Genomic DNA, 15346 nt, shown 5'->3' with positions numbered 1-15346 from the left:
AGGCGATTGCCCGTGATATTACACCAGAGTGGTTCATTCTCCGCGCGGGTGTGACAAAATAGCGGTTTTGCAGTGAGTGGAACCCTCCCAATGCGGGATCGCAATTTTGATGACATCGCGGAAAAGTTTTCGCGCAACATTTATGGCACCACCAAAGGTCAGCTTCGTCAGACGATCCTCTGGCAGGATCTGGATAAGCTGCTGGCTGAATTTGGTGACCGACCGTTGCGCGTACTGGATGCCGGCGGTGGGGAAGGGCAGACTGCAATTCTGATGGCGCAGCGGGGACATCACGTCACGCTTTGCGATCTTTCTGCCGAGATGGTTGCGCGCGCCGGGCGAGCGGCAGAAGAGAAAGGTGTGAGCGACAACATGCATTTTATACATTGCGCCGCTCAGGACATTCCGCAGCATTTGGAAACGCAGGTTGATCTGATATTGTTTCATGCTGTGCTCGAATGGGTCGCCGAACCACAAGCGATGTTAAAAACGCTGTGGTCGATGTTGCGCCCGGGCGGTGCGTTATCGCTGATGTTTTACAATGCCAACGGCCTGCTAATGCGAAACGTGCTGGTCGGCAATTTTGGCTATGTACAGCAGGGCATGTATAAAAAGAAACGACGCACGCTTTCACCGGATTTCCCCCGTGAACCGCAGCAGGTCTATGGCTGGCTGGAGGAGATCGGTTGGGAAATTACCGGCAAAACCGGCGTGAGGGTGTTTCATGATTATCTGCGTGATAAACAAAAACAGGATGACTGTTTAGACGCCTTAACAGAAATAGAGACGCGGTACTGCCGCCAGGAGCCTTATCTGAGCCTTGGCCGCTATATCCACGTCACCGCGCGCAAGCCGCAGATGCAAGGATAATCTATGAGTGAATTTTCCCAGACAGTCCCCGAACTGGTTGCCTGGGCCAGGAAAAACGATTTCTCCATCTCGCTGCCGGTAGACAGACTCTCATTCCTGCTGGCGGTTGCGACGCTAAACGGCGAACGCCTGGATGGCGAAATGAGTGAAGGCGAACTGGTGGATGCGTTCCGCCACGTCAGTGATGCGTTTGAGCAAACCAGCGAAACCATTAGCGTGCGTGCCAACAACGCAATCAATGATATGGTGCGTCAACGTCTGCTGAACCGCTTTACCAGCGAGCAGGCGGAAGGAAACGCCATCTATCGTCTTACGCCACTGGGCATTGGCATTACCGACTATTACATCCGCCAGCGCGAATTTTCCACGCTGCGTCTCTCCATGCAGCTCTCCATTGTTGCAGGCGAGCTGAAGCGTGCCGCCGACGCGGCTGATGAAAACGGTGACGAATTCCACTGGCATCGCAACGTTTACGCGCCGCTAAAATACTCGGTCGCCGAGATTTTCGACAGTATCGATCTGACTCAACGTCTGATGGACGAACAGCAGCAGCAGGTCAAAGACGATATCGCTCAACTGCTGAATAAAGACTGGCGTGCGGCCATCTCCAGCTGTGAACTTTTGCTGTCAGAAACGTCCGGTACGCTACGTGAGTTGCAGGATACGCTGGAGGCGGCTGGGGATAAGCTACAGGCCAACCTGCTGCGCATCCAGGACGCGACGATGGCGCACGACGATCTGCATTTTATCGACCGTCTGGTGTTTGATTTGCAGAGTAAGCTTGACCGCATTATCAGCTGGGGACAGCAGTCGATCGACCTGTGGATCGGTTACGACCGCCACGTGCATAAATTTATCCGTACCGCCATCGATATGGATAAGAACCGCGTCTTTGCTCAGCGTCTGCGCCAGTCGGTACAGACCTACTTTGATGCGCCGTGGGCGCTGACCTACGCCAACGCCGATCGTCTTCTGGATATGCGCGACGAAGAGATGGCGCTGCGTGATGAAGAGGTCACCGGTGAACTGCCGCCGGATCTGGAATACGAAGAATTTAACGAAATTCGCGAGCAGCTTGCGGCGATGATCGAAGAACAGCTCGCTGTCTATAAAGCCAGACAAGCACCGCTGGATCTTGGCCTCGTGGTACGCGACTATCTGGCGCAGTATCCGCGAGCGCGCCACTTCGATGTAGCCCGCATTGTTGTAGACCAGGCGGTGCGCCTGGGCATCGCACAAGCCGATTTCACCGGACTGCCGCCGAAGTGGCAACCGATTAACGATTACGGAGCCAAGGTACAGGCGCATGTCATTGACAAATATTGAACAAGTGATGCCAGTTAAGCTGGCACAGGCGCTGGCGAATCCGTTGTTTCCGGCGCTGGACAGCCAGCTGCGTGCCGGTCGTCACATTGGCCTTGACGAGCTGGATAATCACGCCTTTTTGATGGACTTTCAGGAGTATCTGGAAGAGTTTTACGCTCGCTATAACGTTGAGCTGATCCGCGCGCCGGAAGGGTTTTTCTACCTGCGTCCGCGCTCTACTACGCTTATTCCGCGCTCGGTGCTTTCCGAACTGGATATGATGGTCGGCAAAATTCTCTGCTACCTCTACCTCAGCCCGGAACGTCTGGCGAATGAAGGGATCTTCACCCAGCAGGAGCTTTACGATGAGCTGCTGTCGCTGGCGGATGAAAGCAAGCTGCTCAAGCTGGTAAATAATCGCTCGACGGGGTCCGATCTGGACCGTCAGAAATTACAGGAAAAAGTTCGCTCTTCCCTGAACCGTCTGCGCCGTCTGGGAATGGTCTGGTTCATGGGTCACGACAGCAGCAAGTTCCGCATTACCGAATCGGTCTTCCGCTTTGGTGCCGACGTGCGTGCGGGTGACGATGCGCGTGAAGCACAGCTGCGCATGATCCGTGACGGTGAAGCGATGCCGGTGGAAAACCATTTGCAGCTCAATGACGAGCACGAAGAGAATCAGCCGGATAGCGGGGAGGAAGAGTAATGATTGAACGCGGTAAATTTCGCTCACTAACGCTGATTAACTGGAACGGCTTCTTTGCCCGAACCTTCGATCTGGATGAGCTGGTGACAACGCTCTCCGGCGGTAACGGGGCAGGTAAATCCACCACCATGGCGGCCTTCGTGACGGCGCTGATCCCTGACCTGACCCTGCTGCACTTCCGTAACACCACTGAAGCGGGTGCAACGAGCGGCTCCCGAGATAAAGGGCTGCACGGTAAGCTGAAAGCGGGCGTCTGTTATTCGGTGCTGGACGTGATCAACTCCCGTCATCAGCGCGTGGTTGTAGGCGTGCGCCTGCAGCAGGTTGCCGGCCGCGACCGTAAAGTAGATATCAAACCGTTTGCGATCCAGGGGCTGCCAACCTCCGTGCAGCCGACCGCGCTGCTGACGGAAACCCTGAATGAACGACAGGCGCGCGTTCTGACGCTCCAGGAGCTGAAAGACAAGCTGGAAGCCATCGAAGGCGTGCAGTTTAAGCAGTTTAACTCCATTACCGACTACCACTCTCTGATGTTCGATCTCGGCGTGGTGGCCCGTCGTCTGCGCAGCGCGTCAGATCGTAGTAAATACTACCGTCTGATTGAAGCCTCCCTGTACGGCGGTATCTCAAGCGCCATTACCCGCTCCCTGCGCGACTACCTGCTGCCGGAAAACAGCGGCGTGCGTAAGGCCTTCCAGGATATGGAAGCCGCGCTGCGTGAAAACCGCATGACGCTGGAAGCGATTCGCGTTACGCAATCTGACCGCGATCTGTTTAAGCACCTGATCAGCGAAGCCACCAACTACGTGGCGGCAGACTATATGCGTCACGCCAACGAGCGCCGTATTCATCTCGATCAGGCGCTGGAATACCGCCGCGAGCTGTTTACCTCCCGCAAACAGCTGGTCGCCGAGCAGTATAAGCATGTCGAAATGGCGCGCGAACTGGGCGAGCACAACGGTGCCGAAGGGGATCTGGAAGCCGATTACCAGGCGGCCAGCGATCATCTGAACCTGGTGCAAACCGCGCTGCGTCAGCAGGAAAAAATCGAGCGCTATGAAGCCGATCTCGATGAGCTGCAAATTCGTCTTGAAGAGCAAAATGAAGTGGTGGCAGAAGCCGCCGATTTGCAGGAAGAGAACGAAGCCCGCGCGGAAGCCGCCGAGCTGGAAGTGGATGAGCTGAAAAGCCAGCTCGCAGACTACCAGCAGGCGCTGGACGTGCAGCAGACCCGCGCGATCCAATACAACCAGGCGCTGCAGGCGTTGCAGCGTGCCAAAGAGCTGTGCCACCTGCCGGACCTGACCCCTGAAAGCGCTGACGAATGGCTGGATACCTTCCAGGCCAAAGAGCAGGAAGCCACTGAGAAACTGCTTTCTCTCGATCAGAAAATGAGCGTGGCGCAAACGGCACACAGCCAGTTTGAGCAGGCGTACCAGCTGGTGGTGGCGATCAACGGTCCGCTGGCGCGTAACGAAGCGTGGGACGTTGCCCGTGAGCTACTGCGCGACGGCGTCAATCAGCGCCATCTGGCCGAGCAGGTGCAGCCGCTGCGCATGCGCCTGAACGAGCTGGAACAGCGTCTGCGTGAACAGCAGGAAGCTGAGCGTCTGCTGGCGGAATTCTGCAAACGTCAGGGTAAAAATTACGATTTCGACGAGCTTGAGGCTCTGCATCAGGAGCTGGAAGCGCGTATTGCGGCCCTGTCCGATACCGTATCGAACGCCAGCGAACAGCGCATGACGCTGCGTCAGGAGCTGGAACAGCTTCAGTCCCGTTCGAAGACGCTCTTACAGCGTGCGCCGATCTGGCTGGCCGCACAAAGCAGCCTGAACCAGCTCAGCGAGCAGTGTGGTCAGGAGTTTGCCTCCAGCCAGGACGTCACCGAATACATGCAACAGCTGCTGGAGCGCGAACGCGAAGCGATTGTTGAGCGTGACGAAGTGGGCGCGCGCAAGCGTGACGTCGATGAAGAAATCGAGCGTTTAAGCCAGCCTGGCGGCTCAGAAGATCCGCGCCTGAATGCGTTAGCCGAGCGTTTCGGCGGCGTGCTGCTGTCTGAAATTTACGACGACGTCGGCATGGACGATGCGCCGTACTTCTCCGCGCTGTACGGTCCGTCCCGTAACGCGATTGTAGTGCCGGATCTGTCGCTGATTTCTGACCAGCTTGCAGGGCTGGAAGACTGCCCGGAAGATCTCTACCTCATCGAAGGGGATCCGCAGTCGTTTGATGACAGCGTATTCAGCGTCGACGAGCTGGAAAAAGCGGTGGTGGTGAAAATCGCCGATCGCCAGTGGCGCTATTCGCGCTTCCCGGAACTGCCGCTGTTTGGCCGCGCCGCGCGTGAAAACCGTATTGAAAGCCTGCACGCCGAGCGTGAAACGCTTTCAGAGCGTTTTGCGACCCTGTCGTTTGACGTGCAGAAAACCCAGCGTCTGCATCAGGCGTTCAGCCGCTTTATCGGCAGCCATCTGGGCGTTGCCTTCCAGCCCGATCCGGAAGCCGAAATTCGTAAGCTCAACACCCGCCGCGGTGAGCTGGAGCGTGCGCTTGCCAGCCATGAAAATGACAACCAGCAAAGCCGCGTGCAGTTTGAGCAGGCGAAAGAAGGCGTTGCGGCCCTTAACCGCATCCTGCCGCGCCTGAACCTGCTGGCGGACGATACGCTCGCCGACCGCGTGGATGAGATTCAGGAACGTCTGGACGAAGCGCAGGAAGCGGCGCGCTTTGTGCAGCAACACGGCAATCAGCTGGCAAAACTGGAGCCGATGGTTTCCGTTCTCCAGAGCGACCCGGAACAGTTTGAGCAGTTAAAAGAAGATTACGCCTGGTCACAGCAGGTGCAGCGCGAAGCGCGTCAGCAGGCGTTTGCCCTCACGGAAGTGGTGCAACGTCGCGCACACTTCGGCTACTCCGATTCAGCAGAAATGCTGAGCGGGAACAGCGATCTGAATGAGAAGCTGCGCCAGCGTCTTGAGCAGGCCGAAGCGGAACGAACGCGCGCCCGTGAAGCGATGCGTACTCACGCTGCACAGCTGAGCCAGTACAGCCAGGTCATGGCATCGCTGAAAAGCTCCTTCGACACCAAGAAAGAGCTGTTAAATGACCTGCATAAAGAGTTGCAGGACATTGGCGTGCGCGCCGACAGCGGCGCAGAAGAGCGGGCGCGTATTCGCCGTGATGAGCTGCATGCTCAGCTCAGCAACAACCGTGCGCGTCGTAATCAGCTCGAAAAAGCGCTGACCTTCTGTGAAGCGGAGATGGACAACCTGACGCGTCGTCTGCGCAAGCTGGAGCGCGACTATTTTGAGATGCGTGAACAGGTTGTGACCGCGAAGGCGGGCTGGTGCGCGGTGATGCGCATGGTGAAGGACAACAACGTGGAGCGTCGTCTGCACCGTCGCGAGCTGGCGTACCTGTCAGCCGATGAACTGCGCTCTATGTCGGATAAGGCGCTGGGTGCGCTGCGTCTTGCCGTGGCGGACAATGAACACCTGCGCGACGTGCTGCGCATGTCCGAAGATCCGAAGCGTCCTGAGCGCAAAATTCAGTTCTTCGTGGCGGTTTATCAGCACTTACGCGAGCGTATTCGTCAGGACATCATCCGTACCGACGATCCGGTTGAAGCGATCGAACAGATGGAGATCGAGCTGGGCCGTCTGACGGAGGAGCTGACCTCCCGCGAGCAGAAGCTGGCAATCAGCTCCCGCAGCGTGGCGAATATTATTCGTAAAACCATTCAGCGCGAGCAGAACCGTATCCGTCAGCTGAACCAGGGCCTGCAAAGCGTGTCGTTTGGCCAGGTCAACAGCGTGCGGCTGAACGTGAACGTGCGTGAGGCGCACTCCACGCTGCTTGACGTGTTGTCTGAACAGCATGAGCAGCATCAGGATCTGTTCAACAGTAACCGCCTGACCTTCTCCGAAGCGCTGGCGAAGCTGTATCAGCGTCTGAATCCGCAGATTGACATGGGCCAGCGTACGCCGCAAACCATCGGCGAGGAGTTGCTGGACTACCGCAACTATCTGGAAATGGAAGTTGAGGTTAACCGTGGCTCAGACGGCTGGCTGCGCGCGGAATCCGGTGCGCTCTCTACCGGTGAAGCCATCGGTACCGGTATGTCGATTCTGGTGATGGTGGTGCAGAGCTGGGAAGATGAAGCGCGTCGTCTGCGCGGCAAGGACATCTCTCCATGCCGTCTGCTGTTCCTCGATGAAGCCGCGCGTCTCGACGCCCGCTCCATCGCCACGCTGTTTGAGCTTTGCGAGCGACTCGATATGCAGCTCATCATCGCGGCGCCGGAAAACATCAGTCCGGAAAAAGGGACAACCTATAAGCTGGTGCGTAAAGTGTTCCAGAACAGTGAACATGTACACGTCGTAGGTCTGCGTGGCTTTGCGCCGCAGCCTCCGGAGTCTTTACCGGGCACGGCTGACGCCTCTTAACCCCGGGTATGATAAAAGGCGGCGCTCAGGCGTCGCTTTTTTTATTCACTTAACTTGTGTTCAGGGCTGCGTTATCTTTAAACTTCTTTACATAAGGTAAGGCAGCAGCGTGTATGCCTTTCTATACTGAAGGAAAGCTCCATAATACTGGGCATGTCGTGAAAAACAGGGGGCAAGGGATGTTGCTTAAGAAAGATCGTGGTCGTCAACTGTCTGCGCTGAGTTTGTGCCTGACAGTGATGTTTGCTCCACTGTTTACCGCTCAGGCCGATGAGCCTGAAATTGTACCGACTGACAGCTCCGCGACGATGGGCGCGCAGCCGACGTCGCTGTCACAACCGCTGGATCAGTCTCCGGCGACGGCCATCATGGCCGGCATTAAACCGCTGCCGGAAGGCATCGATACTGAATCATTACGCCAGCAGCTTATGACCGGGCTGCCCTCGGGCTATACTCCCGCTTATATTAACCAGCTCACGCTGCTTTACGCTGCGCGCGATATGAAACCGATGTGGGAAAATCGCGAGGCGGTACGTGCCTTCCAGCAGCAACTGGCTGAAGTGGCGATTGCAGGTTTTCAGCCACAGTTCACGACCTGGGTTGAACTCCTGACCGACCCTGCCGTTACCGGACAGGCGCGTGACGTGGTGCTGTCTGATGCCATGATGGGCTACTTGCAGTTTGTGGCGGGGATTTCGGTGAACGGCAACCGCTGGTTATACAGCAGTAAACCGTACAAGCTGGCGACGCCCGCGCTGTCCGTCATTAATCAGTGGCAGCTGTCGCTGGACAACGGTGAACTGCCGCGCTTTATCGCAAGCCTTGCGCCCGCCCACCCGCAGTATGCCACGATGCATCAGTCGCTTCTTGAGCTGGTCGCGGATTCCCGCCCGTGGCCTCAGTTGCGTGGAACAGCAACGCTGCGTCCGGGACAATGGAGCAGCGATGTGCCTGCGATTCGCGAAATTATGAAACGGTCTGGCATGCTTGACAGCGGCCCTAAAATTGCTCTGCCCGGCGACGAGACGCAAAACGCAGTCGTCAGCCCGTCGGCGCCGGTAAAAGAGAAAACCGCCGTTGCACTGAGCAATAAGCCCGCCGCTTACGATCGCGAGCTGGTCGCGGCAGTGAAGCAGTTCCAGGCCGCGCAGGGGCTGGGCGCCGACGGCGTGATTGGTCCATCGACTCGCGACTGGCTGAACGTCTCTCCGGCCCAGCGGGCAGGGGTGCTGGCGTTGAATATCCAGCGCTTGCGCTTGCTGCCGGGCACGTTATCCACCGGCATTATGGTCAACATTCCGGCGTACTCCCTGGTCTATTATCAGGACGGTAGCGAAGTGCTGGCGTCCCGCGTGATTGTGGGTCGACCTGACCGCAAAACGCCGATGATGAGCAGCGCGCTGAATAACGTGGTGGTTAACCCGCCGTGGAACGTGCCGCCGACGCTGGCGCGCAAAGATATCCTGCCTAAGGTCTGGAATGACCCGGGCTATCTGGAGCGACATAACTATACGGTGATGCGTGGCTGGAACAGCAAAGAAGCGATTGACCCCTGGATGGTCGACTGGTCAACGATTACGCCTTCGAACCTGCCGTTCCGTTTCCAGCAGGCACCGGGTGCGCATAACTCGCTCGGACGTTACAAATTCAATATGCCAAGTTCGGACGCAATCTATCTGCATGATACCCCGAACCATAATCTGTTCCAGAAAGACGCACGCGCGCTCAGTTCTGGCTGCGTTCGCGTGAATAAGGCCTCCGAACTGGCGAATATGCTGTTGCAGGATGCAGGCTGGAACGATACGCGGATATCAGATGCCCTGAAGCAGGGGGATACGCGTTACGTCAATATCCGCCACAATATTCCGGTCAATCTTTACTATCTGACGGCGTTTGTGGGCGCGGACGGACGTACCCAGTATCGTACAGATATTTACAATTATGATCTGACAGCGCGATCCGGCGCACAAATCTTGCCAAAAGCGGAACAATTAATCAGGTAAATGAAGTAGTTCGGTAAAAATGATTGTCGTAAGTTATGGTGAATATGAGGCGATCTGGCTGAAAGCCGCGTATTCACTGGGATTGGGCGCCTTGACGTAGCAGGCTTTGCCAGTTATGGTGCCCTTCGTGCGCTAAGCATATTGACAATTTCTTTTACCTGTAGACCTGATTATCATGGACAAATTTGACGCTAATCGCCGCAAATTGCTGGCGTTAGGTGGCGTTGCGCTGGGCGCAGCAGCCATCCTTCCGACGCCAGCATTTGCCACCCTCTCGACACCTCGTCCGCGTATTTTAACGCTCAACAATCTGCATACTGGTGAGACGCTTAAAGCGGAATTTTTCGATGGCAGAGGCTATATTCAGGATGAATTAGCACGACTCAACCATTTTTTCCGTGATTTCCGCGCGAACAAAATCAAAGCCATCGACCCTGGATTATTCGATCAGCTTTACCGCTTGCAGGGACTGCTGGGGACCAAAAGGCCGGTGCAACTCATTTCTGGCTATCGCTCTCTGGATACCAACAATGAACTGCGCGCCCACAGCCGTGGGGTAGCGAAAAAAAGCTATCACACCAAAGGGCAGGCGATGGATTTCCATATTGAAGGCGTTTCGTTAGCCAATATTCGCAAAGCGGCGTTATCTATGCGCGCAGGTGGTGTAGGATACTACCCACGTAGCAACTTTGTGCATATTGATACCGGGCCGGTTCGGCACTGGTAATAACGAAACACAGGAGCAGTATGAACTATCGTATTATTCCGGTTACCGCGTTCTCACAGAACTGTTCATTGATCTGGTGTGAACAAACTAAACTGGCCGCGCTTGTTGATCCCGGTGGCGACGCTGAGACAATCAAGCAGGAAGTCGCTGCCAGCGGTGTAACGCTGATGCAGATTTTACTGACCCATGGCCATCTTGACCATGTGGGTGCAGCGGCTGAACTGGCTGAACACTACGGTGTGCCGATTATCGGCCCGGAAAAAGAAGATGAGTTCTGGCTTCAGGGGCTGCCTGCCCAAAGCCGCATGTTTGGTCTGGATGACTGTCAGCCACTGACACCGGACCGCTGGCTGAGCGAAGGCGATCGCGTTAACGTAGGGAATGTAACTTTACAGGTGTTGCATTGCCCCGGGCATACGCCTGGCCATATTGTCTTCTTTGATGACGCGTCGCGTCTGCTGATTTCCGGTGACGTGATTTTCAAAGGGGGCGTAGGACGCAGCGATTTCCCACGCGGCGATCACGGTCAGCTGATTCAGTCGATTAAGCAGAAGTTATTACCGTTAGGTGATGATGTGACGTTTATCCCTGGACACGGACCAATGTCAACGCTGGGCGATGAGCGGTTGCATAACCCGTTCCTTCAGGATGAAATGCCTGTCTGGTAAACCCTTTCAATAAAAAAGCCTGCGCGATGCAGGCTTTTTTTATGGGTGCAGGTTACAGCACCGCGACAATGGCTTCGCACAGTGGCGCCATGTTGTCAGGCGTCATACCTGCAACGTTCACGCGGCCAGAGGCAACGGCATAGACGCCAAACTCTTCACGCAGGCGCAGCACCTGCTCTTTGGTCAGACCGCTGAAGGAGAACATGCCGTTCTGCTTGATGATGAAGCTGAAGTCACGGTCGGCGCCTTTCTCAGCCAGCGTGTTCACAAACAGCAGACGCATGCGTTGAATGCGCTGACGCATATCGTTCAGCTCTTGTTCCCAGATTGCGCGCAGCGCATCGTTGCTCAGGATCGTCGCAACTACAGACGCACCGTGTGCCGGTGGGTTGGAGTAGTTAGCGCGGATCACGGACTTCATCTGGCTGAATGCGCGATCGACAGTTTGATCGTCAGCGGCCACCAGCGTACAGGCGCCGACACGCTCGTTATACAGACCAAAGTTCTTGGAATAGGAGCTTGCGACAATCAGCTCCTGATGGACGGCGGCGAATGCGCGCAGACCTTCAGCATCTTCTTCCAGACCACGGGCAAAGCCCTGGTAAGCGAAGTCGAACAGCGGCAGCCAGCCTTTTTCAACGGACAGCTTAGCCAGCTGTTCCCACTGTTCAAGCGTAGGATCGATACCAGTTGGGTTATGGCAGCAGCCATGGAACAGCACCACATCGCCCGCCTGGGCTTCGCTCAGGCTGGCCTGCAAACCATCGAAGTCCAGCGCATGGTTTGCCGCGTCATAGTAGGCGTATTCACGGACTTCCAGACCCGCAGAATTAAACACGCTCTTGTGGTTCGGCCAGCTTGGATTGCTTACCCAGACACGCTTCACAGAGGTGTTTTTCGCCAGGAAATCTGCCGCCACGCGCAGTGCGCCGGTACCGCCTGGGGTCTGCGCCGTGCGGGCGCGTTTTTCGCTCACAATGGTGCTGCCTTTGCCGAACAGCAACTCCTGGGTGCAGCGACCAAATTCAGGGATACCATCAATACCGAGGTAGTTTTTGGTGGTTTCGTTTTCCAGCAGATACTGCTCAGCTTTTTTGACGCTGGTCAGTACCGGAGTTTTGCCGGTTTCATCTTTATATACACCAATACCCAGGTTGATTTTGCCAGGGCGGTCGTCGGCACGAAACAGATCGGCCAGGCCCAGAATTGGGTCGGCAGGAGCGGCAGTAATGTTCTCAAACATGACGAAGTTCCATTGTGATTACAGAAGTGAAATCCGCTATCAGGTTAACGGTAGATTTACAAAATGCCAACCGTTTGCGACGAAAAGCGTGCGGCTTTTCAAAAGTCGCTATTATTTTCTCTCGGGAATAAAAAAACAGGGCCGAAGCCCTGTTCATTAAGCATATAGCAACGAGGTGTGCTGATTAGAACTGGTAAACCAGACCCAGAGCCACGATGTCGTCGTTGTTGATGCCCAGCTTGTTGTCGTCTTTCAGCTGGTTGATCTGATAGTCAACATAGGTAGACATGTTTTTGTTGAAGTAGTAGGTCGCACCGATATCAACGTAGTTGATGTAGTCTTCGTCACCGATACCTTCTACGTCTTTCGCTTTAGATTTGTAGTAAGCGATGGATGGACGCAGGCCGAAATCGAACTGGTACTGAGCGACAACAGAGAAGTCCTGAGACTTGTTAGCGAAACCACGGCTGCCCAGGCGCGCTGCGTTACGCATTTCGCCATAAATGGCTGCCAGGTAGATGTTGTTCGCGTCGTATTTCAGGCCGGTTGCCCACTGTTCAGCTTTGTCGCCTTCACCCCATTCCAGCGTCTGCTGGTTGTTGGTACGGTCAGCGGCGCCATAAGCACCGACAATGCCGAAGCCTTCGTAGTCATAGCTCAGAGAGGTCGCCCAGCCGTCGCCGTTGGAACGTACCGCGTCATCACGTTCATTTTTGCCCAGGTACTGAACACCAAAGTTCAGACCGTCAACCAGGCCGAAGAAGTTGCTGTTACGGTAAGTCGCCAGACCACCCGTACGGCCTGCGAAGAAGTTATCGCTCGCGCCGGTGTCGCCGCCGAACTCAGGCAGCATATCGGTGATGCCGATTGCGTCATAGACCAGACCGTAGTTACGACCGTAGTCGAAGGAGCCTGCGTCACCAAATTTCAGACCTGCGAATGCCAGACGGGTTTTGTTGCCGTTCTGCGCATCGCCGCCTTCAGAGTTGTTACCCTGGAAGTTGTATTCCCACTGACCGTAGCCAGTCAGCTGATCGTTGATCTGAGTTTCACCTTTGAAGCCCAGACGCGCGTAAGTGTTGTCGCCATCGTTGCCCGCGTAATCAGAGAAGTAATGCAGGCCAACTGCTTTCCCGTAAAGATCTAATTTGTTGCCGTCTTTGTTATAGATTTCAGCAGCGTTTGCTGCACCGGCTACCAGCAGGGCAGGGACTACCACTGCCAGGATATTGCGCTTCATCATTATTTATTACCCTCATTGGTTTTTTTATGACACTCGCCACTGCCGTCAATAAATTCTGTCAATAAATATTTCCGGAACTATTGATGAGAGTTAGGTGTCTTTATGTGTCTGACAGGCATCTTTCCATTCATAGAACCGTTTCGCTACACTGAAAGTGCTACAATCTTCAAGATTCAGTTACCAAAAGAAAATATGTGTAACTAAATATGTATTTTTGGGAACTTTGTGAAGCACCTCAAACTTCAGCGCGTTCTGGTGAATTAAACCTCCGCTTTATTCTTATATATATGATTTCCTTATGTTTAATTTAGCTAAAGGTCTTTCGTATAAACAGAAGTTAAACGGCTCATTTTTTCTTATAATCGACAAAAGCCATCCAGATGGCTGTGAAAGTGGTTGTTTTTTGTGCTATTACGTAAGGATTGTATTAAGCGCAATAAGAATAGGGTTATTTTTTTGTCTAAGGATATTTCGTGGAAACAAAAGGTAACAGGTAGAGGGAATTGCGGGGTTGTGGTTTATAGACGCTTACTTTTGACTGACGAAAACTGACATTGCAGGATAAAATAATGGCCAGCATTTGCTGGCCATTAATGATTTGGTCGGTTAGAAACTTGCGTTACGCGGTGTGCGTGGGAACGGAATCACATCACGTACGTTCTGAACACCTGTTACGTAAGCAATCAGACGTTCGAAGCCCAGGCCAAAGCCAGAGTGCGGAACGGTGCCGTAACGACGGAGATCGCGATACCAGCTGTAGTCCGCCGGGTTCAGGCCCATCTCCTGCATACGCGCGTCCAGCACATCCAGGCGCTCTTCACGCTGGGAGCCACCGATGATCTCACCGATGCCCGGCGCCAGAACATCCATCGCGGCAACGGTTTTACCATCTTCGTTAAGGCGCATATAGAACGCCTTAATGTCTTTCGGATAGTTTTTCACCACAACCGGTGCTTTGAAGTGCTTCTCTGCCAGATAACGTTCATGCTCGGAGGAGAGATCCACGCCCCAGTAAACCGGGTTTTCGAATTTCTCGCCGCATTTTTCCAGGATAGCGACCGCGTCGGTGTAATCCACCTGCGCGAAGTCTGCGGAGACGAAGCGCTCAAGACGGGCGATGGCGTCGTTATCGACACGCTCAGCGAAGAATTTCATGTCGTCTGCGCGTTCTTCGAGAACGGCTTTGAACACGTATTTCAGCATCGCTTCTGCCAGGCCAGCCACGTCATTCAGATCGGCAAAGGCGACTTCCGGCTCCAGCATCCAGAATTCCGCCAGGTGACGGCTGGTGTTAGAGTTTTCCGCACGGAAGGTTGGGCCGAAGGTGTAGATCTTAGACAGCGCACAGGCGTAGGTTTCGCCGTTGAGCTGGCCGGAAACCGTCAGGAAGGCTTCTTTACCAAAGAAGTCTTTGTCGTAATCGACTTTTCCTTCCGGCGTACGTGGCAGGTTTTCCATATCCAGCGTTGAAACGCGGAACATTTCACCTGCGCCTTCGGTATCGGATGCCGTGATCAGCGGAGTAGACACCCAGAAGTAACCCTGCTCGTCAAAGAAGCGATGCAGCGCCTGCGCCAGCGTATGACGCACGCGCGCCACTGCACCAATCAGGTTGGTGCGCGGACGCAGGTGCGCAACTTCACGCAGATATTCGATGCTGTGACGCTTTGCAGCCATCGGATAGGTGTCTGGATCTTCAACCCAGCCGGTCACTTCCACCGAGGTCGCCTGAATTTCGTAGCTCTGACCCTGGCCCGGAGAGGCCACCACAACACCGGTGACGATCACGGAACAGCCGGTTGTCAGGTGCAGAACGTCATCATTGTAATTGGGCAGAGAATTATTAATGACGGCCTGTACAGGATCAAAGCAGGAACCGTCATAGACGGCGAGGAAGGAGATGCCAGCTTTAGAATCTCGGCGAGTACGCACCCATCCGCGCACGGTGACCTCCTGGTCAACGGCGACACGGCCCTGGAGTACGTCGGCTACAGGCACAACGCTCATAATATTCTCTCTGTTAATAGTCGGAAAAAATAAACACTTGTCCGCCCTTATAGGGGGGATATCTATGTTACCTGCCATCCGCTATCAGACAAGTAAATTTCACCGTCTTAAGAGAAGAAATAAGAA

At 54.9% G+C, this 15346-nt stretch carries 10 protein-coding genes; 7 read left to right on the top strand and 3 right to left on the bottom strand.

Annotated elements, in window-relative coordinates; genetic code table 11:
- Positions 1–90 precede the first annotated feature (90 nt).
- The 7 genes from cmoM to ACOTX2_RS06155 all read left to right on the top strand — a co-directional run bounded on the left by cmoM (position 91) and on the right by ACOTX2_RS06155 (position 10727).
- Complete coding sequence (gene cmoM / locus ACOTX2_RS06185; RefSeq protein WP_006809373.1) at positions 91–870, top strand: tRNA uridine 5-oxyacetic acid(34) methyltransferase CmoM; 780 nt, start codon at positions 91–93, stop codon at positions 868–870.
- Positions 871–873: 3 nt separating this feature from the next.
- On the top strand, positions 874–2196 hold the full coding sequence (gene mukF / locus ACOTX2_RS06180) for a chromosome partition protein MukF (RefSeq protein WP_022647635.1): 1323 nt from the start codon (positions 874–876) through the stop codon (positions 2194–2196).
- Entirely contained in the window at positions 2177–2881 is a 705-nt protein-coding gene (gene mukE, locus ACOTX2_RS06175) for a chromosome partition protein MukE (RefSeq protein ID WP_003858208.1), read from the top strand. The genes mukF and mukE overlap by 20 nt, the downstream gene beginning before the upstream one ends.
- Positions 2881–7329, top strand: a complete 4449-nt coding sequence (mukB, locus tag ACOTX2_RS06170; RefSeq protein ID WP_063147657.1) for a chromosome partition protein MukB — start codon at positions 2881–2883, stop codon at positions 7327–7329. The genes mukE and mukB overlap by 1 nt, the downstream gene beginning before the upstream one ends.
- Positions 7330–7508: 179 nt before the next feature.
- Positions 7509–9332: a L,D-transpeptidase gene (gene ldtD, locus ACOTX2_RS06165; RefSeq protein WP_063137584.1), complete on the top strand. Its 1824-nt coding sequence runs from the start codon at positions 7509–7511 to the stop codon at positions 9330–9332.
- A gap of 175 nt (positions 9333–9507) precedes the next feature.
- Positions 9508–10059: a YcbK family protein gene (locus ACOTX2_RS06160; RefSeq protein WP_003858202.1), complete on the top strand. Its 552-nt coding sequence runs from the start codon at positions 9508–9510 to the stop codon at positions 10057–10059.
- A 20-nt stretch (positions 10060–10079) separates the two neighbouring features.
- Positions 10080–10727 carry an MBL fold metallo-hydrolase gene (locus tag ACOTX2_RS06155; protein WP_063147656.1) on the top strand — a complete coding sequence of 216 codons (648 nt, stop codon included), beginning with the start codon at positions 10080–10082 and terminating at the stop codon, positions 10725–10727.
- Between the two features lie 52 nt (positions 10728–10779).
- Here the strand turns inward: ACOTX2_RS06155 and ACOTX2_RS06150 are convergent, their stop codons facing one another.
- From ACOTX2_RS06150 to asnS, 3 genes are all read right to left on the bottom strand, one after another.
- Positions 10780–11970, bottom strand: coding sequence for an amino acid aminotransferase (locus tag ACOTX2_RS06150; protein WP_063147655.1), 1191 nt, complete (start codon positions 11968–11970; stop codon positions 10780–10782).
- Between the two features lie 184 nt (positions 11971–12154).
- Positions 12155–13213, bottom strand: a complete 1059-nt coding sequence (gene ompF / locus ACOTX2_RS06145; protein ID WP_022647640.1) for a porin OmpF — start codon at positions 13211–13213, stop codon at positions 12155–12157.
- Positions 13214–13819: 606 nt separating this feature from the next.
- Complete coding sequence (gene asnS, locus ACOTX2_RS06140; protein WP_003858191.1) at positions 13820–15220, bottom strand: asparagine--tRNA ligase; 1401 nt, start codon at positions 15218–15220, stop codon at positions 13820–13822.
- Positions 15221–15346 lie beyond the last annotated feature (126 nt).

Source organism: Enterobacter cloacae complex sp. IR5412, from assembly GCF_049237385.1.
In the GTDB taxonomy this organism is placed as follows: Bacteria; Pseudomonadota; Gammaproteobacteria; order Enterobacterales; family Enterobacteriaceae; genus Enterobacter; species Enterobacter intestinihominis.
Note: the sequence above shows the minus strand (reverse complement) of the source record. Positions and strands in the feature narration are given on the sequence as shown.

Coding starts and splice junctions, on each gene's coding strand:
- cmoM (WP_006809373.1), top strand. CDS start 91: ATGCGGGATCGCAATTTTGATGACATCGCGGAAAAGTTTTCGCGCAAC.
- mukF (WP_022647635.1), top strand. CDS start 874: ATGAGTGAATTTTCCCAGACAGTCCCCGAACTGGTTGCCTGGGCCAGG.
- mukE (WP_003858208.1), top strand. CDS start 2,177: ATGTCATTGACAAATATTGAACAAGTGATGCCAGTTAAGCTGGCACAG.
- mukB (WP_063147657.1), top strand. CDS start 2,881: ATGATTGAACGCGGTAAATTTCGCTCACTAACGCTGATTAACTGGAAC.
- ldtD (WP_063137584.1), top strand. CDS start 7,509: ATGTTGCTTAAGAAAGATCGTGGTCGTCAACTGTCTGCGCTGAGTTTG.
- ACOTX2_RS06160 (WP_003858202.1), top strand. CDS start 9,508: ATGGACAAATTTGACGCTAATCGCCGCAAATTGCTGGCGTTAGGTGGC.
- ACOTX2_RS06155 (WP_063147656.1), top strand. CDS start 10,080: ATGAACTATCGTATTATTCCGGTTACCGCGTTCTCACAGAACTGTTCA.
- ACOTX2_RS06150 (WP_063147655.1), bottom strand. CDS start 11,970: ATGTTTGAGAACATTACTGCCGCTCCTGCCGACCCAATTCTGGGCCTG.
- ompF (WP_022647640.1), bottom strand. CDS start 13,213: ATGATGAAGCGCAATATCCTGGCAGTGGTAGTCCCTGCCCTGCTGGTA.
- asnS (WP_003858191.1), bottom strand. CDS start 15,220: ATGAGCGTTGTGCCTGTAGCCGACGTACTCCAGGGCCGTGTCGCCGTT.